This is a genomic window from Gordonia sp. UBA5067 (assembly GCF_002414845.1).
Taxonomy (GTDB): domain Bacteria; phylum Actinomycetota; class Actinomycetes; order Mycobacteriales; family Mycobacteriaceae; genus Gordonia; species Gordonia defluvii.
On the sequence record NZ_DIAX01000022.1, the window covers coordinates 1 to 23,104 of the forward strand.

The following is a 23,104-nucleotide window of genomic DNA, read 5'->3' on the forward strand; positions in this document are numbered from 1 at the left end:
TGTCGGCGGAGTGACCGCAAAGCGTCCTGCAGCGAGGGGCGCGGCACCGCGGCCCATCTGATCGATTGTGAGGCACACCGCGTTCGCGACACCGATGCGGCACGTTAGAGTATTGGGCGACCCTCATGGCCTTACCCGCTGGTAAGACGCCTCACCCGATGCAGGAGGTCGATGAAGACCCATGACAAACATTGTCGTACTCATCAAGCAGGTGCCCGACTCTGGCTCGGAGCGCAAGCTCAACGACAGCGATTTCACCCTCGATCGCGAGATCGACCCGGTGATCGATGAGATCAACGAGAAGGCCGTGGAGGCCGCTCTGCAGATCAAGGAGGCCAACGGCGGCGAGGTCACCGTCCTCACGGCCGGCCCGGCGAAGGCGACCGAGACCATCCGCAAGGCGTTGTCCATGGGCGCCGACAAGGCGATTCACATCCAAGACGATGCGCTGCACGGCTCGGACGCCGTGCAGACCGCGTACGTCTTGGCACGTGCGCTCGGCACCGTCGACGGCGTCGAGCTGGTCATCGCCGGCAACCAGGCCACCGACGGAGGCGTGGGCGCCGTCCCGGCCATGATCGCCGAGTACCTGGAATTGCCACACCTCACCTCGCTGCGCACGCTCACCGTCGACGGCGAGAGCCTCAAGGGCGAGCGGGAGACCGATGAGGGCATCTTCACCGTCGAAGGCTCGCTGCCGGCGATCGTCAGTGTCAACGAGAAGATCAACGAGCCGCGCTTCCCGTCCTTCAAGGGCATCATGGCGGCGAAGAAGAAGGAGATCAACGTGGTCTCCCTCGCTGAGATCGAGGTCGAGGCGGGTGAGGTCGGGCTGGCGAACGCCGCGACGACGGTGACCTCGGTGACTCCCAAGCCCGCCAAGCAAGCCGGTGAGCGGATCACCGACGAGGGCGACGGCGGCATCAAGGTCGCCGAGTTCCTGGTCGCGCAGAAGATCGTCTAACCCCGCCCAGCGTCCAATCGACATTTGAACTCAGGAGAAAAGAAACATGGCTGAAGTACTCGTTCTCGTCGAGCGGGATACCGAGGGTGGACTGAAGAAGGTCACCTCCGAGCTGATCACCGCCGCGCGCGCGATCGGCACCCCGTCCGCGGTCATCGTGGGCGCCCCGGGCAAGGCCGACGCGATCCTCGGCGAACTGGCCGCGGCCGGTGCGGAGAAGATCTACGTCGCCGAGTCCGAGGACGCCGCCAGCGTCCTCATCTCGCCGGTCGTCGACGTGGTGGCGTCGATTGCCGAGTCGGCATCGCCGGCCGCGATCATCGTCGCCTCCACCACCGACGGCAAAGAGGTCGCCGGCCGACTCGCGGTACGCCTCGGCTCAGGCGTCCTCGCCGACGTCATCGAGGTCAAGGAGGGCGGCAACGCCGTCCACTCGATCTTCGGCGGCTCCTTCACCGTCGATGCGCAGGCCAAGGGCGACACGCCGATCTTCTCGGTGCGCCCGGGTGCGGTCGAGGCCGCTCCGGCGGCCGGCGCCGGTGAGCGCGTCGACGTCGAGGTCCCCGCGCAGGCGGAGAACGCGGTCAAGATCACCAACGTCGAGCCGAATGTGGGCGGCGATCGCCCCGAGCTCACCGAGGCGTCGATCGTCGTCTCCGGCGGCCGCGGTGTCGGCAGTGCCGAGAAGTTCTCGGTCGTCGAAGATCTCGCCGATTCGCTCGGCGCCGCCGTTGGTGCGTCGCGCGCCGCGGTCGACTCGGGCTACTACCCGGGCCAGTTCCAGGTCGGTCAGACTGGCAAGACGGTCTCGCCCCAGCTGTACATCGCCCTGGGCATCTCCGGCGCCATTCAGCACCGGGCCGGCATGCAGACGTCGAAGACGATTGTCGCGGTCAACAAGGACGAGGAGGCGCCAATCTTCGAGATCAGCGACTTCGGCGTCGTCGGCGACCTCTTCAACGTGGCGCCGCAGCTCACCGAGGAGATCAATAAGCGCAAGTAGTACGCGCTGTTCACCCGCCGAGCCCCCGGTCGACCGCCACGGTTGGCCGGGGGTTTGCGTTGGGACCGCAATTCACCGGCACGCTACCGACACGACATGCGGTATCGGCCGTCGCGTCGGCCGGCACCGATTCCATGGGCGTTATGACGACAGTGAACAACGAGCCCCCAGCCGGTCGGGGGTACTCCGGCCTCGCGACCCTACCGTCGAGTGCCCGTCCATCGAGCCGCCGCCTCTTCTCCGGCGGCGGCTTTTCTGTTTGGCTCTCCACCGACCCCGCCGACGTCCATGCGGCCCAGCGGCTGCGCTACGACGTGTTCGGGTCCGAGCCCGGCTTCTCCAGCGAGATCGGTGATCCGGTCAGCCGGCTCGACGCCGATCGATTCGACGAGTTCTGTGATCACCTGCTGGTGCGCGATGAGGCGACCGGCCTGCTCGTCGGCTGTGCGCGCCTCCTCTTGCCGGTGCGCGCCATCGCCGCCGGTGGTTGGTACAGCGCAGGCGAATTCGATCTCGACGAGCTGAGTTCGATCGCGTCGCAGACCATTGAGATGGGCCGCGCGGCGGTTGCCGTCGGGCAGCGCAACGGGTCGGTCACCGCGCTGATGTGGGCCGCCGTCCTGGCCTACCTAGAGGAATCCGGCAACAGCTACCTGATGGGGTGCGTCTCGGTGCCGCTGTCGACACCCGGTGCACCGCGCGGCAGCGCCCTGCGGGGGATTCGCGACGAGTTGCGCAACCGGCACAGTGCCATGTGGCAGGCGTTTCCGCACGGGGGGTCGGTGATCGACGGGGTGCGCCTCGACGACATCGAGCCGCCGGCGCGGCTGGTGGTGCCGCCTCTGATGCGCGGCTATCTGCGGCTCGGTGCCCGCGTCTGCGGTGAGCCGGCAATCGACCCGATTTTCGACTGCGGCGACTTCCTGACGGTGCTCGGTGCCGACGACGCGGACACGCGGTACCGCCAGCGGCTGACCGAGACGGTGCGACGGCTCAGCGAGCAGGGCGCCTGAGATGGCGCTGCACGCGTGGTTCCCCCTCGGGGAGTGCGGCGCTGACTGTGTTCGCCCGCCCCGCAGCCGGGCGGGGGGATTGCGTGCCGCCGTGCGCGTCACAAGACTGCTGCTGGTCGTCTCGATGCTCGGCGTGGCGGCGCCGGCCGTGTGGCGGGTCGCGCCCGATCGTCGACACCGGTTCGCGCGCTGGTCGTCGCGTCGCGTGTTGGTCGCGCTGGGGATCACCCTCGTCGTGAATGACCGGCGGCTCATCGACGCCGACCCACGGGTGCCCATCGGCGGACTGGTCGTCGCCAACCACGTCTCCTTTCTGGACACCCTCGCCATCTCGGCGATCACCCCGGCCCGGTTCGTCGCCAAGTCCGAGGTGCTCGAGATGCCGGGCTTCGGGCTGCTGGCGCGGCGGCTCGGGGTGATCGGCGTCGTGCGGTCGTCACTGCGCGAACTTCCCGGCACCGTGGAGCGGGTGGCGCAGGCGCTGCGCGACGGGGGCGCGGTCGCGGTGTTCCCCGAGGGCACCACGTGGTGTGGCGCTGCCGCGGGGTGGTTCCGGCCGGCGTTCTTCGCCGCCGCTCATGCGGCCGGTGCGCCGATCATGCCGATGACGGTGGAGTACCACGAGGACGACGGCCGGCACTGTTCGGCGGCGGCCTTCATCGGCGAGGATTCGCCGCTGGACACGCTGCGCCGGGTACTGGCGGTGCGTGCGATGACGATTACCGTCACCGCGCACCGGGTCGAGTTGCCGACCCCGGACCGTCGCGCCGATGCACGGCTCGCCCAGGCCGCCGTCTTGGGCTACGGCGGCGGGTCGCCGCGCAGTGGTGGCAAGCGGGCTTTGGCCGGATCGTCGAGTTCGAAGAACTCGGCGCCGTCGAATCCGGTGCGCCGACCGATCGCCGAGACGGGAAACGATCGCAGCCTCGCGTTGTAGCGCGACACGTTGCCGTTGTAGAGCCGCCTGGCCGCGGCGATCCGATCGTCGGTGGCGGCCAGCTCCGATAGCACCGCCGAATAGTGGTCAGAGGCGCGCAGCTCGGGATAGCCCTCCGCGGTCGCGCGCAATCGCCGGATCGCACGGTCCAGGGCGAGGTCCTGGCTCGCGGTCGCCGCGAGGACGCCGTCGTTGAGCTGGGCGAGGGCCGCGGTGGGATCCTCCGACAGCCCGCCCGGGCTGCGGACACGGGCGAGTTCGATCAATGTCGCCGCCTCATGCTTGGCGAATGCGCGTGCGACGTCGACGAGGCGGGGGATCAGATCCCAGCGCCGCGCCAGCTCGATATCGATCCCGCGCCAGGATTCGATGACGACGGTCTGCATGCGGACCAGTGCGTTGTGGGCGCGGATGGGCCAGGTGGCCGCCAACGCGACGGCGACCACGACGACGAGCAGCACCAGCCACGTCACCGGCCGTACTCCTGCCAGACGTGGCGGGGGATCCCGTCGGCGATGATGCGCAGCGCCTCGTACAGGCGGCTGATGTCGGCGCCGCGCACCCCGCCGAGGCTGATGGCCAGCAGATTGCGGCCCATCAGCACGATGCGGGTGTTGGCGGTGACCGGGAGGTCCATCGACAACAGGCCATCGAGGGTGGTCGGGGGCAGTGCCCCCTTGGCGAACCGCTCGTCGGGACAGGTCACCAGCCATTGTTCGTTGAAGGTGATCGACTCGAACTCGACTGTGTGGCCGGCTTCTGGGCTGATGGTCGGACCGATACTCAGCGGGGGGAGGGCCTGCGGCAGGGTCAGGCCGAAGACGTTGCGGTAGTGGGTGCTGATGTTGATCCGGTTGTTGTTGAGCCAGGTGTAATGCACATACCACGCCGGATACGCCCCGACGGTGCCGTTCATCGCCGTCCGCACCCGCTTGCGCCGCGCCCGTGCGATGTTGAAGGGCGCCACGTCATAGGCCGGGGGTGGCCACGACGGCTGCTCGTCGAGGTGAAAGCCGGTCGCCGCCGACCATCGCCGCAACTCGGGTCGGCGCAACACTTTGAAGACGACGCCGGCCGGCAAAACCGCCCACAGCGGCGTCGTGGCCGCGATCATCAGGCTGGACGCCAACCGGCCCGTGATCGGCCAGTACGCCACCTGGGCGGCAATCACCGCGACGAGGGTGAGCAGAGTCAGCGCTAGTGATAGGCGCGGTGACGGCACGATCGACCGCATCGGGGCCTGGTGTTCGAAAGTCGGTGCGGGCGAGACGGTCATCGGGGCCAACCGTAGTCCCCGTCGGCGGGCGAGCCGCGTGCCGGGGCTGGGGCCGGGGTGGTGGTCGGTAGACAGCGGTTGCCGCGCCGACGCTAGTCTCGTTCTGGGGCGCCAGTCTCGGTTTGGCGCGCCACCATCGTTCGGTGACGGACATTCCAATGAATCCCAATCCCCTTGGAGGAGAACCAACGTGCACAATCGCAAGCTCGGCGCTGCGCTGCTGTCCGCCGCTGCCGCCTCGATCGTCCTGGCCGCACCCGTCGCGGCCGCACCGCAGCCGGCGCCGCCGATCGATTTCGGCAGCCTGACCGGCCCGCAGAGTCCGCAGGACAACCCCGGCGCCCCGAACTCGCGCAACGGCGTCAACTCGATCCAGCTGACGGTCGGCAAGTGGTTCGGCTCCCAGCACGGTCCCAACCTCTACGACACCAAGTTCGCCCCGAATGTGAAGTGGTCGGCTCGCGACCGGGCCAATGCCGAGGTCAAGGGGTCGGACTGCCAGATCGAGATTTCGTTCCCGGGCACGTCGTACGCCACCAAGAAGACGGCGAACTGTCAGGGCAGCATCGGTTTCAACTCCAACCGATACAAGACGCCGGGCTCGTACCGCATCAACATTGTCGACCGCGTGTCCGGGGCGAGTGCGTCGCAGGCGTTCCGGATCGAGTGACCAGTGGTGATCGGTCGCGATTCGGCCGCTGCTAGCCTCGAGCAATGATGCGGATCATCGGCTCGATGCTTGTCGCGTTGTCGCTTGCGGCGACCCTCACCCCAGCGGCGGCGCAGGCGAAGTCCGCGTCGCCGCTGGGGGACTGGGGCAGTGCAGCACCTCCGCCGGGCAAACTCTATAACCGCAACGGCGTCGACCAGCTCGACGTGGCCGTGGCCAACATCGGCGGCCGTGGATTCGCGCCGGCGGTGCAGTGGTCGGCGCGAACCGCGGCGGGGAGTCCGGTCGCCGGGCGAGCCTGCCGCATCGAGGTGACCTTCCCAGGACAGCGCTGGGCGATGTACCCGTCGACTCGGTGTCAAGGATCGGCGAGCTTTCCCACTCGCGTCTACCAGTCACCGGGCCGATACGCGATCACGGTGCTTGACCGCGTCTCCGGCCGCTTCCGGACCGTGCCGTTCGTCGTGGGCGACTAGCACCCCGCGCCCGCAGGTTCCGACCGGGGCGCCAAGGCGTCGCCAAGGGCGCTCCAAGGCACCACCGCAAGTCTTCTCGTCGTACGAATCATCGTCGACGAGGAGCCCCTTCCATGCTGTCTGTTCCCAACCGGTTCACCCGGTCCCAACGCATCACCCTGGCGGTCGTCTGCGCTGCCACTGCGATGCTGATGCTCGATATCGCGGTGGTGAACACGGCGCTGCCAGCGATGGCGCGCGAGTTCACCGCTGACCTGAACTCCCTCAAATGGGTGGTCGACGGCTATACCCTCGCGTTGGCGACGGTCGTCCTCACCGCGGGCGCCTGGGCCGACCGGGCTGGCCGTCGCCGGGTGTTTGTGCTCGGCGCGGTGGTGTTCACCGTCGCCTCGGCGGCGTGTGCGATGGCTCCCGGCATGTTCGCGCTGAACATCGCGCGGGTGGTCCAAGGCCTGGGCGGCGCCCTCCTGTTCGCCACCTCGCTTGCGCTGCTCGCCCATGCCTTCCCCGGATCGGCCGCGCGCACCAAATCCCTCGCGGTCTACGGCGCGACGATCGGCGCCTCCTTTGCGGTTGGTCCACTGCTCGGCGGGGTCCTCACCGACCTGCTCGACTGGCGGACGATCTTTCTCGCCAATATCCCGGTAGGCGCGGCGATGCTCATCGGAGTGCGGTGGGTCGATGAATCCCGCAGTGCCCTCCCACGCGGCGGCGACTGGGCCGGGCAGGCCACGGTGATGGTCGGGCTGGCGTCGCTGACCTACGGTCTCTTCGAGGCGAGTTCGCGGGGCTGGACCGACCCGGTCACGGTGGCGGCGCTGGGCGTCGCGGGTGTTGCGCTCGTCGCTTTCCTCGTCGTCGAGGACCGTGTCGCTGAACCGATGATGCCGTTGACGATGTTCGCCAACCGTGGCTTCGCGGGCGCACAGATCGCCACTTTCGCAATCTCGGCATCGATGTTCGCCGTGTTCGTCTACGTGACGATTTATCTGCAGGGAGTGTTGGGTCTGTCGCCGATCGCCGCGGGCCTGGTCTATCTGCCCGGCACGATGATGATGTTCGTCGCCGCCGGGGTGACCGACCGGATCCTCGGCCGGGTGGCGCCGTGGATCCTCATCGCCGTCGGCCTGGCGGCGGTGGCCGGGGGTATGGCATGGATGACCGTCGGCGGCGTCGACAGCGGCCCGTGGGATCTGGTCGGCGGATTCATGCTCGCCGCGGTGGGCGCCGGGGTATTCAACCCGGTGCTGAGCGGCGTGGTCCTGGCCGAGAGCGAGAGCGACGACGCGGGGCTGGCCGCTGGGATCAACGATGCCTTCCGCCAGGCGGGGATCGCGATCGGAGTTGCCGGGCTCGGCGCGTTCTTCCCCGCACAGTCGGTACTGCACGGCGGATCGCCGCACGGGTTCGTCGACGGGTTGCACACCGCCCTGTGGTGCAGTGCCGCGATTGCCGGCGTGGGCGTGGTGGTGGTCGCGGCCACGATGCGCCGGGCCCGTGCGACGGAGCCGGCGTCGGCGGCCGATGCCAGCGATCCGGTCGTAGCGGGCCGGGTCTACGGCAGCCGCAATGCGTCGCACGAGATCTTTGCCCCCGCATACACTTTGACGGTGGATCCAAGCAACGCCCCCGCCCCCCGTCCCGCGCGGCGATCGGTGCGGTGAGGAGCACGGTGACGCGAGACTATCTGGTGTTGGGGCCGCTGGAGGTTCGGCGCGACGGAATGCGGGTCGAGCTCGGACCACCCAAGCAGCGCGCCGTGCTCGGCGCGCTGCTCGTCGCGCGCGGGACAGTGGTCTCGGTGGACCGGCTGGTCGACACCGTGTGGCCCGACGATCCGCCGGAGGCGGCGACGACGAGCCTGCAGGCCTACATCTCGAATCTGCGACGGTTGTTGCGCGGCGAGGCGGGTGACCGGTCGCCGATCGAGCGGGTGGCCGGGGGCTATCGGGTCGACGTTGGAGCGGACCGGCTGGACCTGGCCGAGTTTCTTGAGACGGCTCGGGCCGCACGGACGGCCCGCGAGGGTGGCCGATGGGACGAGGCGCTGGCGACCGCCGAGGCCGCGACAGCACTGTGGCGCGGCGAACTCCTCGGCGGCGACGTCGACGGCACCGGTTGGCTCGCCGCGGAAGCGTTGTCGTTGCGCGAGATGGCGGCGGCGGTCGCTGAGATTCATGTCAGCTCCCTGCTCGCCGACGGGAACACCGGCGAGGCGCTGGCCGAGATTGTTTCGGCTCGTGCCGCCGACCCGTTTCGCGAACGCGGCGTCTGGCTGCACATGGTCGCGCTCTACCGCGCGGGGCGGGCGGCCGAGGCGCTCGAGGTCTTTACCGCCCACCAGCGGCGCCTCGTCGACGAGCTGGGTCTGGACCCGGGAACCGAGCTCGTCGAACTGCACGGCGCGATTCTGCGTCAGGACCCGGCGATCGCGGCCTGGCCCCGATCGCCGCACTGGTCGGGCGCAGTCACCGTCGAGTCGCCGGTGGACATCGGCCCAGCGGCCGACGACGCCGGGAACACGGTCCCGGCGGCCGCGGGGACCGTGCCGCTGGTGGGGCGGGCCGAGCAGGTGGCCCGATTGAGCGAGGCAGTGGCCAATCCGGCCACCAGGTGGGTCCTGCTGACCGGGCCCGCGGGAATCGGCAAGACCCGACTGGCGCAGGAGGCGGCGACGTTGGCGCGCGAAGCCGGACAGACGGTGGTGTGGGTCCGCTGCCCCGATACCGAGGGCACCCCCGCGTGGTGGCCGCTTCGTCAGTTGTGCCGAGAACTGGGCGCCGATCCCGATGATGTACTCGCCGTGCCTGACGGCGCCAGCGCCGACACCGCACGGTTCGACGTCTATGAACGGGTACAGCGGCTCATCGAGGAGCGGGCGGCAGACCGGCCGCTCACCCTGATCGTCGACGATGTGCAGTGGGCCGACGTGATGACGCTGGGACTCCTGTCGTATCTGGTCACCGTCCTGCGCGAGGTCGCGGTCTGCGTCGTGGCGACGATCCGGGACGGTGAGGGAGACGGGGAAGTCGACCGGTTCCGTGGTGCGGTTGCCCGGTCGGGTGGCGTGAGCGTTGCCGTTCCCCGGCTCGACCGAGCCGGGGTTGCCCGGTTGGTCCGGGAGGTCGCCGATACCGAACTGGACCCCGTCGCCCTCGATGCCCTCGTCCGCCGTACCGACGGCAATCCGCTGTTCGTCTCGGAATTCGCCCGCCTGCCCATCGATCAACAGCGCGTCGAGATGGTCCCCGATGCGGTGCGGTCGGTCCTCGACCGCCGCCTGGGTTCATTGGACCCGGCGGTGCTGGAGGTGATCGGCCACGCGGCGGTGCTGGGCGAAGAAGTTGACGTCGGTCTGCTCTCGGTCGTGTGCGGCCGCGACCTTGACGACGTCGCGGACTGTCTCGATGAGGCCGTCGACGAGCGGATCCTGGTTGCCGACCCGGCAAGCGGGCGGACACGCTTCGCCCATGCGCTGCTGCGCGACCAGGCGCTCGCGACGATCCGTCCGCTGCGGCGCTGCCGGATCCACTTGCGGGTGGCGCAGGTCCTGGCGGGCGCGACTGCATCCGACGCGAAGGCCCGCCGCGCCGCGCACCTCCTCGATGCGCTGCCGGTGGCAGAGGTCCGCGATGTCGTCGAGGCGTGCCGCGCCGCGGCCGACGACGCGATCGCCCACTGGGACTCCGAGAGCGCGGCGCACTGGTTTGCTGCCGCATTGCGCACCCAGGAGGACGCCGATCCGGGCTCGGCCGACATCGACGACCTGCTGGTCGACCTGCTCGCCGCGCAGGCCCGCGCGGGTCATCTGCAAGAGGTGCTCCACACCGTGGAGGACCGGTTGAACCGGGCGATTCGATCGGGTGCGACGGCGACCGCCGGCCGGCTGGCCACGGCTCTCATCCGGGCCGCCGGGGCTTGGCCGTGGATCGGTCCGCATGTCGAGAACGAGAACCTCCGTGCCGTCCTCGCCGACACCGCACTCTTCGTCGCCGACGATCCGAGGAGCCTGGCGCGCGTGCTCGCCGCGGCGGCCATCGGGGAGAGTTACGCGCGCAATGCCGGGGTGCCCGCCCGGTTGCTGGAACAGGCCGAGGCCATCGCGGTGCAGGTGGCCGACGACGCGATCACCGCCGATGTCACCCTCGCGCGGTTGATCACGTACTCCGGGGTGGCGCCGTACGCGCAGGCGTCACTCGAGTGGGCCGACCGGATGCGGGGCCTGCGCCATCCCGACCGCGAAGTCGACAACGTCATCGTCGACACGGTGCTGACAATGGCAACCATGCTGCGCGGCGACATTCCGGCGACGGAGGAGCTGACACGACGGGCGATTGCGGGCAGCGAGCGGCTGAGGCTGCCGATCCTGCGGGCACAGCTGCGCTGGATGCAGGCTTCCCTGGCGGTGTGGCACGGGGGATTCGACCTCGCCAAGGAACACTTCCGTACCGCGGTCGCCGTCCACGAGGACACTCAGCTCTATGTGGCCGGTAGCGGTGCGCTGGCCATGATGGCGCTGGCCACCGAGCAGGGCGTGCTGGGCGAGTTCATCGACACCGGTGGGCGCACACCGCTCGAGTGGGCGCGGGCCATCGTTGAACAGTTCACCGACAACCAGGTCATGGTCATGCTGGCGGCCGGGGTGGCCGCCATCGCCGGTTCCCAGGGGGACCGGGCGCTGGCCGAGTCCATGGTCGTTTCCTGGCTCGACGACGAGCGGGCGATGGTATGGACGTCGCTGGGCAACACCGTGCTCCTCGCCGGTGTCGTCGCCAACCTCGGCCTGGTCGAGTATGCCCCCGCGCTGCGCGACTACCTCTACGAGTTCCGCGACTGCATCGCCATCACCGGACACGTCGGCTGCGTGGGCCCGGTTGCGCTACCGCTCGCCGAACTCGCCTTCCTACTCGGCGACACCGCGCAGGCCGATGAAATGCTCGCCCAGGCGATGGATATCGCGCAGCGCGGCGACGGCCGGCCCTCGATGCTGCGCTGCCGGCTACTTGCCGCCCGCATGCACCCGGGTACGCCCGGGTATCGGCAGACGCTCGCCGAGATCGAGTCACAGGCCCGTGGCCTCGGCGTAGAATCGGTCGTCGGAGCCGCCCGCGGTCTCCTCGCCGGCTGACGGGGCATCGGCACCCGTCTGCGCGGACCGGGACTCCAAGTGGGCGCCAAGCGCACCACAAGCACGCGCCGGAACCCTTGGGTTGCGGCCCGAACCCGGGCTGTCGGCAGCCCGCAGCGGGCGCCGACCCACTCCGACAGGGGACCACCATGACCACCGATTTCGACCCCGCCGGCCTTGCCGCCACCGACCTCGACCCCGTCGACCCTGCCTCCGTCGATCTTGCCGGCCTGCGCCGCGCCGTCCGCGGAGCCGTGCACGCTCCGGGTGACCCCGGCTATCCGACAGTCGGCTTCAACGTCACCGTGGTGCGCCGCCCCGCTGCGGTCGTCGACGCGACGAGCGCCGATGACGTCGCGGCCACCGTGGCGTTCGCCACCGCCCGGGGACTGACCGTTGGCATCTTCACGACCGGACACGGCGGCACCGGAGTGGACGGCGGCTCGATCCTGGTCCGCACTGCCGCGATGGACACCTGTGTCGTCGACCCGGCGACGCGCACGGCACGGATTGGTGCCGGCGTCCGCTGGCAAACGGTCCTCGACGCCGCCGTACCGCACGGTCTCGCCCCGCTATGCGGTTCGGCCCCCGGCGTCGGCGTTGTCGGCTTTCTGTCCGGCGGTGGTATCGGGCCACTGGTCCGCACCGTGGGCAGCTCAGCCGACTACGTGCGATCGATCACCGTCGTCACCGGTGATGGTGTAGTGCGGACCGCAACCGCGCAGGACAATCCGGAGCTCTTCTGGGGACTGCGCGGCGGCAAGTCGACGCTCGGCCTGATCACCGAGGTGGTCATCGAACTGCCGCAGATTACCGAGATCTACGGCGGCGCAGTCTTCTTCGACGGGGCCGAGGCCGCCGCCGTCTTGCGCGCCTGGCGGGATTGGGCGGCCGATCTCCCCACCGAGGCGTCGACGTCGGTGGCCTTGGTCAACCTTCCGCCGCTGCCCGAGGTCCCGCCGATGCTTGCCGGCAGGCTCACCGTTTCGGTCCGCTACGCCAGCGTCGCCGATCCGGCGACGGCAGCGGCGGCCTTCGCGCCGATGCGGGCGGCCGCTCCGGCCCTGCTCGACGCCGTGGGGCCGATGCCCTATGCGGCGATCGGCGCCATTCACGCCGATCCGGCCGAGCCGATGCCCGTCGTCGAAAGTAGTGGCCTGCTCGCCGCGCTGCCCGACGAGGCACTCGACCACCTCGTCGCCACGGTGAACTCGCCGGTCGGACCCCTGCTGCCCGGTGTCGAGCTGCGACAGCTCGGCGGCGCCTACGCCCAAGACCCGCCGGTCCGATCCGCCCTGTGCCATCGCGACGCGGCATTCAACCTCCACCTGGTGGGCATGGTGCCCGACGAGCAGGCGGTCCCCGCGGTAGCCGGCGCCATCGCAGCTGCGCTGGCGGGGGTCGCGCCATGGTCGACGGGCGCGACGCTGCCCAACTTCGTCGCCTCCGACGATCCCGCGCGCATCCGCCGATGCTACGACGATGACACCGCCGCATGGCTCGCCGCCCTGGCCGACCAGTTTGACCCGAAGGGCGTGCTGCGGGTGGGCCCGGTCATGCGCAGCTGACCGCGGCCGGTGACCGGGGCCCGTGCGGAATTGGAGGGCTTCGGTGGCGCGTCTATCCTGGTGAGCACTATGCCCACCCTGCCCGCCGAGTCGATCTACCTCGACAACGCCGCCTCCATGGCCATGCGCCCGGAGGCGGTTTCGGCAATGGTTCCGCTGTTGTCGCAGGCGGGGAACCCGTCGTCGCTGCATGCGGCGGGCCGCGCCGCTCGCCGCCACCTCGAGGAGGCGCGCGAGTCGATCGCCGCAGATCTGGGTGCGCGGCCGTCGGAAATCGTCTTCACCTCCGGCGGGACCGAGGCGGACAACCTGGCACTCGCCGGGATTGCCGCTGCGCGCCGGGCCATCGATCCGGGCCGTCGCCGCATCGTCATCTCCGCCGTCGAGCACCACGCCGTACTCGACCCCGCACAGGCCATCGCCGCAGCCGGCGACGGTTGTGAACTCGTCATCATCGGCGTCGACGACCACGGCGCCGTCGACGTGGACGCGCTGCGTGCCGAGGTGGCGGCCCACGCCGAGGAGATCGCGGTCGTCTCGGTGATGTGGGCCAACAACGAGATCGGGACGGTCCAGCCCATCGAGGAGATCGCCTCGATCGGGCGCGAGTACGGCATTCCGGTGCACTCCGACGCCATCGCGGCCGCCGGTCACCTCGCCATCGATTTCACCGCGAGCGGCTTGGCCGCGCTGTCGATCGCCGGGCACAAGTTCGGCGGACCACAGGGCGTCGGTGCACTGGTCCTCGGTCGCGACGTCGCCTGTGCACCGCTGCTGCGCGGCGGCGGCCACGAGCGGGACCTTCGTTCGGGTACACAGAACGTCGCAGGCGCGGTGGGCATGGCGGCCGGGCTCGCCGTCGCCACGGCCAATCTCGACGCCGAGGGTCGTTCGGTCGGCTGGCTGCGCGATCGACTGCTGGACCACCTGCTCGCCGTCGGCGCTGCGCGCGTGAATGGTGCGCGCGAGGCGCGGCTGCCGGGCAACGCGCATGTTTCCTTCGATGGCTGCGAAGGTGATTCCCTGCTGATGCTCCTCGACGCCCAGCGCATTGGGTGCTCGACTGGCTCGGCCTGCACCGCGGGGGTCGCACAGGCCAGCCACGTACTGCTCGCCATGGGGCTGCCGATGACGACCGCGCGCGGATCGTTGCGGTTCAGCCTGTCGCAGACGACCACCGTCGATGAGATCGATCGCGTCGGCGCGGTGATCGGCGATGTCGTCGAGCGGGCCCGCGCCGCCGGCCTGGTGGCCTCAGGAGGACGACGATGAGGGTGTTGGCCGCGATGAGCGGTGGCGTCGACTCGGCAGTGGCCGCGGCACGGGCAGTCGATGCCGGACACGATGTGGTCGGCGTGCACCTGGCGTTGTCGGAGACGCCAGATGCGTTGCGCAGCGGGTCGCGCGGGTGCTGCTCGCGCGAGGATGCCGACGACGCGCGTCGCGCCGCCGACGTCCTGGGCATCCCGTTCTACATCTGGGACTTCGCCGAACGTTTCCGGGAGGACGTCATCGATGACTTCGTCGCCGCGTATGCGGCCGGCGAGACCCCGAACCCCTGCCTGTCCTGTAACGAGAAGATCAAGTTCGCCGCGCTCGCCGAGAAGGCCGGGGCGCTCGGCTTCGACGCGCTGGCCACCGGGCACTATGCGCGACTGGTCGACGGTGAGTTGCGCCGGGCGGTCGATGATGACAAGGACCAGTCCTACGTGCTGGCGGTGCTCACCGCCGAACAATTGGGACGCGCGATATTCCCGGTGGGCGACACCCCCAAGCCGCAGATCCGGGCGGAGGCGGCCCGGCGCGGGCTCCTCGTCGCCGACAAGCCTGATTCGCACGACATCTGTTTCATCCCCACCGGGGATACCCGTGCGTTTTTGGGGGCCAAGATCGGTATCCGCCCCGGTGCGGTCGTCGATGCCGAGACCGGGGCCCGGCTGGCCGGCCACGACGGGGTGTACGGGTTCACCATCGGGCAGCGCAAAGGGCTGGGCATCGACGCGCCCGCGTCCGACGGACAGCCGAGGTATGTCACTGCGATCGATGCGGCCACGGCGACCGTCATGGTCGGGCCGGCCGCGGCGCTGGGGGTCGCCCGCATCGGTGCGCGGCACGCGATCTGGACGTCGGGCACCGCACCGGCGGGGCCGTTCGACTGTGTGGTGCAGGTGCGCGCTCATGGCGGAATGGCGCCGGCGGTCGCGACCCCCGTCGATCACGACGGCGAGCCGGGCATCGAGATCGTGGTGCGGGAGCCGCTGACCGGGGTCGCCCGGGGGCAGGCTGCGGTGCTCTATGCGCCCGACCCGGTCCGCGGCGACTTGGTTGTTGGATCCGGTCGCATCGTCGACACCGAATGAGCGCGGACTGGCCGGGGCCGGTGGCGACCGGCATCGGATCGATGCCCGGCGTCGATCCGCTCGCGGCCGCCCGACTCGCCTTCGGCGAGGTCGCACTGCCATTCGTCCCCGAGTTGCCCGGCCGCGGCGCGGGAGCCGACATGGTGGGCCGGGCCGCGGGCCTGCTCATCGATATCCCGATGGACACCCACCTCGGCGGCTACCGGCTCGGATCTGGGCGGACGCGGCTGATGAGTCGGGCCGATGGATTCTTGTGCGCCGACTTCGACGCCGTCGAAGAGGTGATCGAGCGCAGCGGATCGATCGGCACTCGGCCCGCTCGCTTCGCACCCGGCGCCAAAGCGGCGCCGGTGAAGCTGGCCTCAATCGGGCCGTTCACCTTCGCCGCTTGCGTCGAGCTCCCGTCAGGACACAAGGTGCTGCACGACAGGGGGGCCTGGCGCGATGTCGTCGGGTCGCTTGGCGAGGGTTTGGCGCGGCGGGCCGACGACCTGGCGAATCGGACGGGCGCCGACGTTGTTGTCGAGCTGGACGAGCCGATGATCGGGTCGGTGATCGACGGCCAGATCCCACCGCTTACGAGGTTGGACGTGAATCGGGCGATTCCGGTGTCCGAGGTCGCCGAAGCACTCCTGGCGATCAGCAGCCGGGTGGGCCGTCCACTGGTGCTACACAGCTGCGGCGCGCCGCGCTGGGATCTGATCACCCGACTGTCGGGGTACGCGGTGTCGATGGATGTCGCCGGCGTCGGCCCCGGGGACTATGACGCGTTGGGTGGGTTCCTCGATGGCGGCGGACGGTTGATCGCCGGGGTAGTGCCGACGATGATGCCGGCGACAGCATTGTCGGCCGACGAGCTCGCTGCCCGGCTGGTGGCGGTGGTGGATCGAATCGGGCTCTCGCGCAAGGTGTTTCGGGAGCAGGTGATCGTGTCGCCGACGTGTGGTCTGGCAGGCGCCGGGGATTGGGCGGGCCGGGCCCTGGCCCTGGCGACGCGCGTCGCCGATCAGTTGCGCCACGTCGACTGACTCCGGGTGCCCACTGGGCGGTGGTGAGGTGCCCACTGGGCGGTGGTGAGGTGCCCACTCGGCGGGTCTACTTCGCGTCGAGTTCGGCGACGGCCCGCTTCGGGGCGACCTGCCGAAACCCGGCATCGAGTAGCTCGCCGACCTCGTCCCAATCCGTGGCGTCGTCGAGGCACAGTCCCACCCACCCGTAGGGGCCGACGTAGGCAGGCAGAAAAAAGCGGGTATCGGCGAGCAGCGCTTCGCGCTCAGCCGGATCGGCGACGACGATCAGCGACTGGTCGTGGCGAACCCCGCCCTTCACCCCGCCGCCATACATCCCGAACATCTTCGGGCATCGAAACGTCGGGCGCCCGTGCGCGATGGCCTCGGTGGCGCCCGGAAGGGCGAGTGCGGTCCGGCGAACCCGCGCCAGCACGGGGTCGTCGTCGGAAAACATGATCGGGTGGGGCACACTGCCCATTCTGCGCGGGCCGGGGGCTCAGGACGGCTGATACACCCCGAGTCCGTTGCCGCTGGGGTCGGCGAAATGAAAGCGGCGCCCGCCGGGGTAGTCGTAGGGTCCCGCGGTGATGGTGCCGCCGGCCCCGGCGACCGCCGCGACACTGGCGTCGAGGTCGTCGGAGCACAACAAGACCAGCGGGCTGCCCCCGACGGCGGCCTCCGCGGCACCGTTCAGGCCGCCGACCTCGCCAGTCCCGTCGGGCGAAACAATGCCGGCGTACGCCGGGCCATAGTCGTTGAACGCCCAGCCGAACGCTGCGGAGTAGAAGGCCTTGGCTGCCGTCAGGTCGGCAGCGGCCAGTTCGATGTATCCGATGGTGTGGTGCCGTGGAGGTGTGCCCATGAGCGTGACCGTAGTCGCGCGCCGACGGTCTCGCCACGATTCTCCCCGGTCGTCGCCCGGGCCGCGCTGTCGCACCGCTCGACTACGCTGCACAGCGTGGACAACGCCGAACTGCAGCGGGAATGGACCGATCTGGCCGAGCAGGTCCGCGACCATCAGTTCCGCTACTACGTGCGCGATTCGCCGATCGTCTCCGATGCCGAGTTCGACGAGCTGTTCCGTCGGCTGCAAGAGTTGGAGGCCGACCACCCCGAGCTCGCGGTGCCCGATTCCCCGACGAAACTCGTCGGCGGCGGGTTTGCCACCGACTTTACCGCCGTCGACCATCTGGAACGGATGCTGTCGCTGGACAACGTCTTCGACGACGCGGAGATGCGGACGTGGATCGAGCGGACCGACACCGCCGCCGGAGCGGCGGTCGCCTTTCTGTGCGAACTCAAGATCGACGGGGTGGCACTCAACCTCGTCTACGAGCAGGGCAGGCTCGTGCGCGCGGCGACGCGCGGCGACGGGCGCACCGGCGAGGATGTCACGCTCAACGCGCGCACCATCGCCGACATCCCCGACGAGCTGACCGCGACTGCGCGATATCCGATTCCCGAGGTGCTCGAAGTGCGCGGCGAGGTGTTCTTCCGGCTGGTCGACTTCGAAGCGCTCAACGCCAGTCTGGTCGAGGCGGGCAGGGCGCCGTTCGCCAACCCGCGTAACAGTGCCGCGGGCTCCCTGCGCCAGAAGAACCCGGCGATCACCGCGCAACGCCGACTCGGGATGATCTGCCACGGCGTCGGATACACGCAAGGGTGGCGGCCCGAAAGTCTGCACGACGCCTACCTTGCGCTCGGTGCGTGGGGCCTGCCGGTCTCCTCGCACACCAGCCGTGTCGACACCGCAGCCGAAGTACTCGAGCGCATCGCCTACTGGGGCGAGCACCGCCACGACGTCGAGCATGAGATCGACGGCATCGTCGTGAAAGTGGACGACGTGGGGGTGCAGCGCCGGCTGGGTTCGACGTCGCGGGCCCCGCGGTGGGCAATTGCCTACAAGTATCCGCCCGAGGAGGTCACCACCAAGCTCCTGGACATCCGGGTCGGGGTCGGGCGTACCGGTCGCGTCACGCCGTACGCGTTCATGGCGCCGGTGCTGGTCGCGGGGTCGACGGTGGCCCGCGCGACCCTGCACAACGAGTCCGAGGTGCGCCGCAAGGGGGTGCTGATCGGGGATACGGTCACCATCCGCAAAGCGGGCGATGTCATCCCCGAGGTGCTGGGCCCGGTGGTCGACCTGCGGGACGGCACCGAGCGGGCGTTCGTCATGCCCACCTGTTGTCCCGAATGCGGCGCGCCGCTGCGCCCCGAGAAGGACTCCGACGCCGACATCCGCTGCCCGAACGCGCAGAGTTGTCCGGCACAGCTGCGCGAACGATTGTTCCATCTGGCGTCGCGCGGTTCCTTCGACATCGAAGCCCTCGGTTACGAGGCGGCGGCGGCCTTGCTGACTGCCGGGATTATCGCCAACGAGGGCGACCTGTTCGCGTTGACCGCGCCGGACCTGGTGAAGGCCGAGCTGTTCGTCACCAAGGCGGGAAGCCTGTCGGCCAATGGCAAGAGACTCTTGGAGAACCTGGATAAGGCCAAGCACGTGCCCCTGTGGCGGGTGCTCGTCGGCCTGTCGATCCGCCATGTCGGGCCGACGGCGGCGCGGGCCCTGGCCACCGAGTTCGGCTCGCTCGACGCGATCGAGGCCGCCGACGAGGAACAGCTCGCCGCCACCGGCGGAGTCGGCGCCATCCTCGCGAAGTCCATCCGCGATTGGTTCGCGCTCGACTGGCACCGTGAGATCGTCGAGAAGTGGCGTGCCGCAGGTGTTTCCATGGTTGATGCGCGGGATGATTCCGTTCCGCGAACCCTGACGGGATTGACCATCGTGGTCACCGGCTCACTGGTCGACTTCTCCCGCGACGGTGCCAAAGAGGCGATTCTGGCGCGCGGCGGAAAGGCCTCGGGGTCGGTGTCGAAGAAGACCGACTTCGTCGTCGTCGGCGAAGCGCCGGGGACCAAGGCGGACAAGGCCGAGCAACTGGGCGTGCCCATTCTCGACGAGGACGGGTTCAAACGGCTGTTGGCGACCGGTCAGTCCTGACCCGGGGCGTCGGGATCAGCCGGACCCCTCCCCGATGGAACCGATGATGCCGATCAGGTAGCCGAGCCGGGCCACCTCCGACGGGCGGAAGTCGGGGCCGCCGACGCGCCCGAGCAGCACCGCGCGATTGGTGCCGTCAAGCGGTGCCGCGACCAGCCGGGTGTCGGCGTCACGCCATGCCTGGGGGATTCCGGCATCGTGCGGGTCGATGGTGCGGGCGGCTGACAGGGGAAGCCAGTCCGCCGCCACCAGCGGCGTCTCGGGGGTGCCCGAACTGCCGCAAACGGTGATCGCCGCACCCGAATCCGCCCGGCTGACCACGGTCGCCCACGATGCGCGCAGGACGGCCGGTGCGTCGTTCACCAGCGTCTGCAGGCGGTCGCCGCGCGACGTCGCCACGTGGTCGACGAGTTCCAGCTCGCGATGGGTGTCGAGAACGCCCGCGTAGGGGCGAACCGAATCGACGTGGGCGCCGGCCTGGGTCGCCGCGGTGATCAGCGTGTCGGGGAGTGCGCCGATCGGGAGGGTGACGACGATGTCGTCCACGGCCCAGTCGCTGCCGCGCTCGATCACCTCCAAGGAGAGGATGTCGGCCCGGACGGCGCCGAGGGCCACGGCGAGCTGGCCGAGGCTGCCGGGGCGGTCGTCGATCGTCACGCGTAGCAGGTAGGACACCCGTCTCATTGTTCCACCAGTGCCCGACGAGCGCGCGGGCACAGCCGTCCGGAGTGACGTGCGCCGCCCGGCTAGGGAGGGCCGCGAGCCGCCCAATAGGCTGTAGCCAACGTCTCCCGGCTCGAAAGGACGAGGAATTGGCTGCCATTTCGCGTGACGAGGTCGCCCACTTGGCGCGATTGTCGCGGCTCGCGCTGACCGACGATGAGCTCGATCACTACGCGACCCAGCTGGATTCGATTCTGACCCACGTCGCCGCCATCACCGAGGTGGCGGCCGACGAGGTGCCGCCGACGGCGCACCCGGCGCGGCTGGACAACGTGCTGCGCGCCGACCAGGTGGCCCCCGGTCTCACCCGGGACCAGGCGCTGTCCGGTGCGCCGGCTGTCGAGCAGGACCGATTCGCTGTCCCGCAGATCCTCGGGGAGGAATAGTGACGCAGAACTACACCGCCGTCGACGGCGGCATCTTGGACGCGACCGCTGCCCGGCTCGGCGAGCAGATCGCCGCGCGCGAGATCTCCTCGGTCGAGGTGACCCGGGCCTTCCTCGACCGCATTGCGCAGGTCGACGATGCGATCGGTGCCTATCTGCACGTGGGGGCCGATGCGGCACTGGCTGCGGCGCAGCGGGCCGACGCGGCAATCGCCGCCGGTGAGGCGACGTCGCCGTTGACCGGTGTGCCGATCGCACTCAAAGACGTGTTCACCACCGTTGATGCGCCGACGACCTGCGGTTCGAAGATTCTCGAGGGCTGGGTTCCGCCCTATGACGCGACGGTGACCGCCAAGCTGCGCGCGGCGGGCCTGCCGATTCTCGGTAAAACCAACATGGACGAGTTTGCGATGGGCAGCTCGACGGAGAACTCCGCCTACCAGGTGACGCGCAACCCGTGGGACACCGAGCGTATTCCCGGTGGTTCCGGCGGCGGTAGCGCCGCGGCACTCGCGTCCCACTCGGCGCCGCTGGCCATCGGTACCGACACTGGCGGCTCCATCCGGCAGCCCGCTGCGGTAACCGCCACGGTCGGTGTCAAGCCGACGTACGGCACGGTGTCGCGCTACGGACTGGTCGCCTGCGCCTCGTCGCTCGATCAGGGTGGACCGTGTGGCCGCACGGTGCTGGACACCGCGTTGCTGCACGAGGTCATCGCCGGGCACGATCCGCGTGACTCGACGTCGATCGACGCTCCCGTCGGCGACCTGGCCGGCGCCGCGCGACTCGGCGCCGCGGGCGATTTGACCGGCGTGCGCGTCGGGGTGGTGACGGAATTGGGCGGCGACGGCTATCAGCCCGGCGTCCTCGCCTCGTTCGAGGCCGCGGTCTCGACGCTGACCGACCGGGGCGCCGAAGTCGTCGAGGTGAGTTGCCCGCACTTCACCTACGCGCTGGGCGCGTACTACCTGATCCTGCCGTCGGAGGTGTCGAGCAATCTCGCCCGCTTCGACGCGATGCGCTACGGGTTGCGCGTCGGCGACGACGGCGCGCACAGTGCCGACGAGGTGATGGCGCTGACCCGGGAGGCCGGGTTCGGTCCAGAGGTCAAGCGCCGCATCATGATCGGCACGTACGCGTTGTCGGCGGGCTACTACGACGCCTACTACGGACAGGCGCAGAAGGTGCGCACCCTGATCGCGCGGGACTTTGCGACGGCCTTCGCATCGGTCGATGTGCTCGTCTCGCCGGTGACCCCGACAACGGCGTTCAAGCTGGGGGAGAAGGTTGACGATCCGCTGGCGATGTACCTGTTCGACCTGTGCACCCTGCCGGTGAACCTTGCCGGCGTCGCCGCGATGTCGGTGCCGTCCGGATTGTCCGAGGGACTGCCGGTGGGTCTGCAGATCATGGCACCAGCGCTGGCCGACGACCGGTTGTACCGCGTCGGCGCCGCTTACGAGGCGGCGCGCGGATCCATCGGGTAGCGGTTAGATTGGGTGCCAGCACGTTTGCCACCCATACCTTTCCCGAGGGGGGATCTGCGCATGGCCCGCTACGGCATCTTGACATCCGGTGGCGATTGCCCCGGCTTGAACGCGGTCATCCGCGGCATCGTCCTCGACAGTGATACCGGTCTCAACGACTTCACCTACGTCGGTTTCAAGGACGGATTCTGGGGCCTGGTCTACGGCGAGACGATCAACCTGGATCGTTCTGCGGTCCGGGGCATCTCCAAAGAGGGCGGCACGATCCTGGGGACCAGCCGTTTCGGGCCGTATACCGAACCCGACGGCGGGCCGGACAACATCAAGAAGGCGCTCGAGCGCATCGGTGTCGACGGTGTGATCGCCATCGGCGGTGATGGCACGATGGCCGCGGCGAACCGGCTCTACGAGGACGGCATCCCCACCGTCGGCGTGCCCAAGACCATCGACAACGATCTCGAGGCGACCGACTACACCTTCGGGTTCAACACCGCAGTGGAGATCGCTACCGAAGCCGTCGATCGGTTGCGCACCACGGGCAACTCGCACAAGCGCTGCATGGTGTTGGAGGTGATGGGCCGCCACGCCGGCTGGATCGCCATGTACTCGGGACTGGCCGGTGGCGCGCACGCCATCCTGATCCCCGAGTCGCCAGAATCGGTCGACCAAATATGTGCGTGGGTGACCAGCGTCCGCGACCGTGGCCGCGCGCCGATGGTCGTCGTCGCCGAAGGATTCACCTTCCCGGGGATGGAAGAGGCCCACTCGCACAAGGGACTCGACGGGTTCAACCGCCCGCGCCTCGGCGGGATCGGTGAGATCCTCGCCCCGATCATCGAGGAGCGGACGGGAATCGAAACGCGCGCAACGGTTCTGGGCCACATCCAGCGGGGCGGTGTGCCCAGTGCGTGGGACCGGGTGCTGGGCACCCGGTTCGGGTTCGCCGTGCCCGAACTCATCGCCGACGGCGGCTGGGGTCAGATGCTGGCCCTGCGGGGCACCGACATCGTGCGCGTGCCCTTCGCCGACGCGGTCGGCCACACGAAGACTGTTCCGCTGGACTTCTACGGGGAGGCCCGAGCGGTCTTCGGCTGATCGAACT

General features: G+C 69.6%; 20 protein-coding genes and 1 pseudogene. 16 read left to right on the top strand and 5 right to left on the bottom strand.

The genetic code is table 11. The annotated features are described in order from the left end of the window. Positions 1-181 precede the first annotated feature (181 nt). The 4 genes and pseudogenes from B4M62_RS03165 to B4M62_RS03180 all read left to right on the top strand — a co-directional run. Complete coding sequence (locus B4M62_RS03165) at positions 182-964, top strand: electron transfer flavoprotein subunit beta/FixA family protein (RefSeq protein WP_290705054.1); 783 nt, start codon at positions 182-184, stop codon at positions 962-964. 46 nt (positions 965-1,010) lie between these two features. Further along, positions 1,011-1,967, top strand: a complete 957-nt coding sequence (locus B4M62_RS03170) for an electron transfer flavoprotein subunit alpha/FixB family protein (protein WP_290705057.1) — start codon at positions 1,011-1,013, stop codon at positions 1,965-1,967. Positions 1,968-2,110: 143 nt separating this feature from the next. Beyond that, positions 2,111-2,980, top strand: coding sequence for a GNAT family N-acetyltransferase (locus B4M62_RS03175; RefSeq protein ID WP_290705060.1), 870 nt, complete (start codon positions 2,111-2,113; stop codon positions 2,978-2,980). A 124-nt stretch (positions 2,981-3,104) separates the two neighbouring features. Continuing rightward, positions 3,105-3,581, top strand: a pseudogene (locus B4M62_RS03180) (lysophospholipid acyltransferase family protein); the annotation flags it as partial. A 200-nt stretch (positions 3,582-3,781) separates the two neighbouring features. On the opposite strand, the gene B4M62_RS03185 reads toward B4M62_RS03180, so the two are convergent. After that, on the bottom strand, positions 3,782-4,390 hold the full coding sequence (locus tag B4M62_RS03185; protein ID WP_290705062.1) for a LemA family protein: 609 nt from the start codon (positions 4,388-4,390) through the stop codon (positions 3,782-3,784). Further along, positions 4,387-5,193 (bottom strand): DUF3137 domain-containing protein, encoded by an 807-nt coding sequence (locus B4M62_RS03190; protein ID WP_290705065.1) that lies wholly within the window; start codon positions 5,191-5,193, stop codon positions 4,387-4,389. The genes B4M62_RS03185 and B4M62_RS03190 overlap by 4 nt, the downstream gene beginning before the upstream one ends. 190 nt (positions 5,194-5,383) lie before the next feature. Here B4M62_RS03190 and B4M62_RS03195 point away from each other — a divergent pair, with 190 nt between their 5' ends. The 8 genes from B4M62_RS03195 (at position 5,384) to B4M62_RS03230 (ending at position 16,423) form a co-directional block, all read left to right on the top strand. Then, positions 5,384-5,863, top strand: coding sequence for a hypothetical protein (locus B4M62_RS03195; protein WP_290705068.1), 480 nt, complete (start codon positions 5,384-5,386; stop codon positions 5,861-5,863). Between the two features lie 44 nt (positions 5,864-5,907). Next, positions 5,908-6,339: a hypothetical protein gene (locus tag B4M62_RS03200; protein WP_290705071.1), complete on the top strand. Its 432-nt coding sequence runs from the start codon at positions 5,908-5,910 to the stop codon at positions 6,337-6,339. Between the two features lie 113 nt (positions 6,340-6,452). After that, complete coding sequence (locus B4M62_RS03205) at positions 6,453-8,003, top strand: MFS transporter (protein ID WP_290705073.1); 1,551 nt, start codon at positions 6,453-6,455, stop codon at positions 8,001-8,003. Positions 8,004-8,011: 8 nt separating this feature from the next. Beyond that, complete coding sequence (locus B4M62_RS03210) at positions 8,012-11,467, top strand: BTAD domain-containing putative transcriptional regulator (protein ID WP_290705075.1); 3,456 nt, start codon at positions 8,012-8,014, stop codon at positions 11,465-11,467. A 149-nt stretch (positions 11,468-11,616) separates the two neighbouring features. Continuing rightward, positions 11,617-13,035, top strand: coding sequence for an FAD-binding oxidoreductase (locus B4M62_RS03215; RefSeq protein ID WP_290705078.1), 1,419 nt, complete (start codon positions 11,617-11,619; stop codon positions 13,033-13,035). A 69-nt stretch (positions 13,036-13,104) separates the two neighbouring features. Then, positions 13,105-14,307: a cysteine desulfurase family protein gene (locus tag B4M62_RS03220; protein WP_290705081.1), complete on the top strand. Its 1,203-nt coding sequence runs from the start codon at positions 13,105-13,107 to the stop codon at positions 14,305-14,307. Then, positions 14,304-15,395: a tRNA 2-thiouridine(34) synthase MnmA gene (mnmA, locus tag B4M62_RS03225; protein WP_290705084.1), complete on the top strand. Its 1,092-nt coding sequence runs from the start codon at positions 14,304-14,306 to the stop codon at positions 15,393-15,395. Before B4M62_RS03220 ends, mnmA begins: the two co-directional genes overlap by 4 nt. After that, positions 15,392-16,423 carry a vitamin-B12 independent methionine synthase gene (locus tag B4M62_RS03230; protein ID WP_290705087.1) on the top strand — a complete coding sequence of 344 codons (1,032 nt, stop codon included), beginning with the start codon at positions 15,392-15,394 and terminating at the stop codon, positions 16,421-16,423. Before mnmA ends, B4M62_RS03230 begins: the two co-directional genes overlap by 4 nt. A 67-nt stretch (positions 16,424-16,490) precedes the next feature. Here B4M62_RS03230 and B4M62_RS03235 read toward each other — a convergent pair whose 3' ends face one another. Together B4M62_RS03235 and B4M62_RS03240 are read right to left on the bottom strand one after the other, a co-directional pair. After that, complete coding sequence (locus tag B4M62_RS03235) at positions 16,491-16,874, bottom strand: MmcQ/YjbR family DNA-binding protein (RefSeq protein ID WP_290705089.1); 384 nt, start codon at positions 16,872-16,874, stop codon at positions 16,491-16,493. Between the two features lie 27 nt (positions 16,875-16,901). Further along, on the bottom strand, positions 16,902-17,267 hold the full coding sequence (locus B4M62_RS03240; RefSeq protein WP_290705092.1) for a VOC family protein: 366 nt from the start codon (positions 17,265-17,267) through the stop codon (positions 16,902-16,904). A gap of 96 nt (positions 17,268-17,363) precedes the next feature. On the opposite strand from B4M62_RS03240, the gene ligA reads away from it, so the two are divergent. Further along, the gene (gene ligA, locus B4M62_RS03245) at positions 17,364-19,406 is read left to right on the top strand and encodes an NAD-dependent DNA ligase LigA (RefSeq protein ID WP_290705095.1); all 2,043 of its coding nucleotides are present in this window, start codon (positions 17,364-17,366) and stop codon (positions 19,404-19,406) included. A 15-nt stretch (positions 19,407-19,421) separates the two neighbouring features. Here the strand turns inward: ligA and B4M62_RS03250 are convergent, their stop codons facing one another. After that, positions 19,422-20,090, bottom strand: coding sequence for an amino acid-binding protein (locus B4M62_RS03250; protein WP_290705098.1), 669 nt, complete (start codon positions 20,088-20,090; stop codon positions 19,422-19,424). 128 nt (positions 20,091-20,218) lie between these two features. Between B4M62_RS03250 and gatC the strand changes: the two genes are divergently transcribed. From gatC to B4M62_RS03265, 3 genes are read left to right on the top strand one after another with little or no spacing between them, the layout of a single operon-like run. Beyond that, positions 20,219-20,515, top strand: a complete 297-nt coding sequence (gene gatC / locus B4M62_RS03255) for an Asp-tRNA(Asn)/Glu-tRNA(Gln) amidotransferase subunit GatC (protein WP_290705101.1) — start codon at positions 20,219-20,221, stop codon at positions 20,513-20,515. Next, on the top strand, positions 20,515-22,002 hold the full coding sequence (gene gatA, locus B4M62_RS03260; protein WP_290705104.1) for an Asp-tRNA(Asn)/Glu-tRNA(Gln) amidotransferase subunit GatA: 1,488 nt from the start codon (positions 20,515-20,517) through the stop codon (positions 22,000-22,002). Before gatC ends, gatA begins: the two co-directional genes overlap by 1 nt. A gap of 60 nt (positions 22,003-22,062) precedes the next feature. Next, entirely contained in the window at positions 22,063-23,097 is a 1,035-nt protein-coding gene (locus B4M62_RS03265) for an ATP-dependent 6-phosphofructokinase (RefSeq protein ID WP_290705107.1), read from the top strand. Positions 23,098-23,104 lie beyond the last annotated feature (7 nt).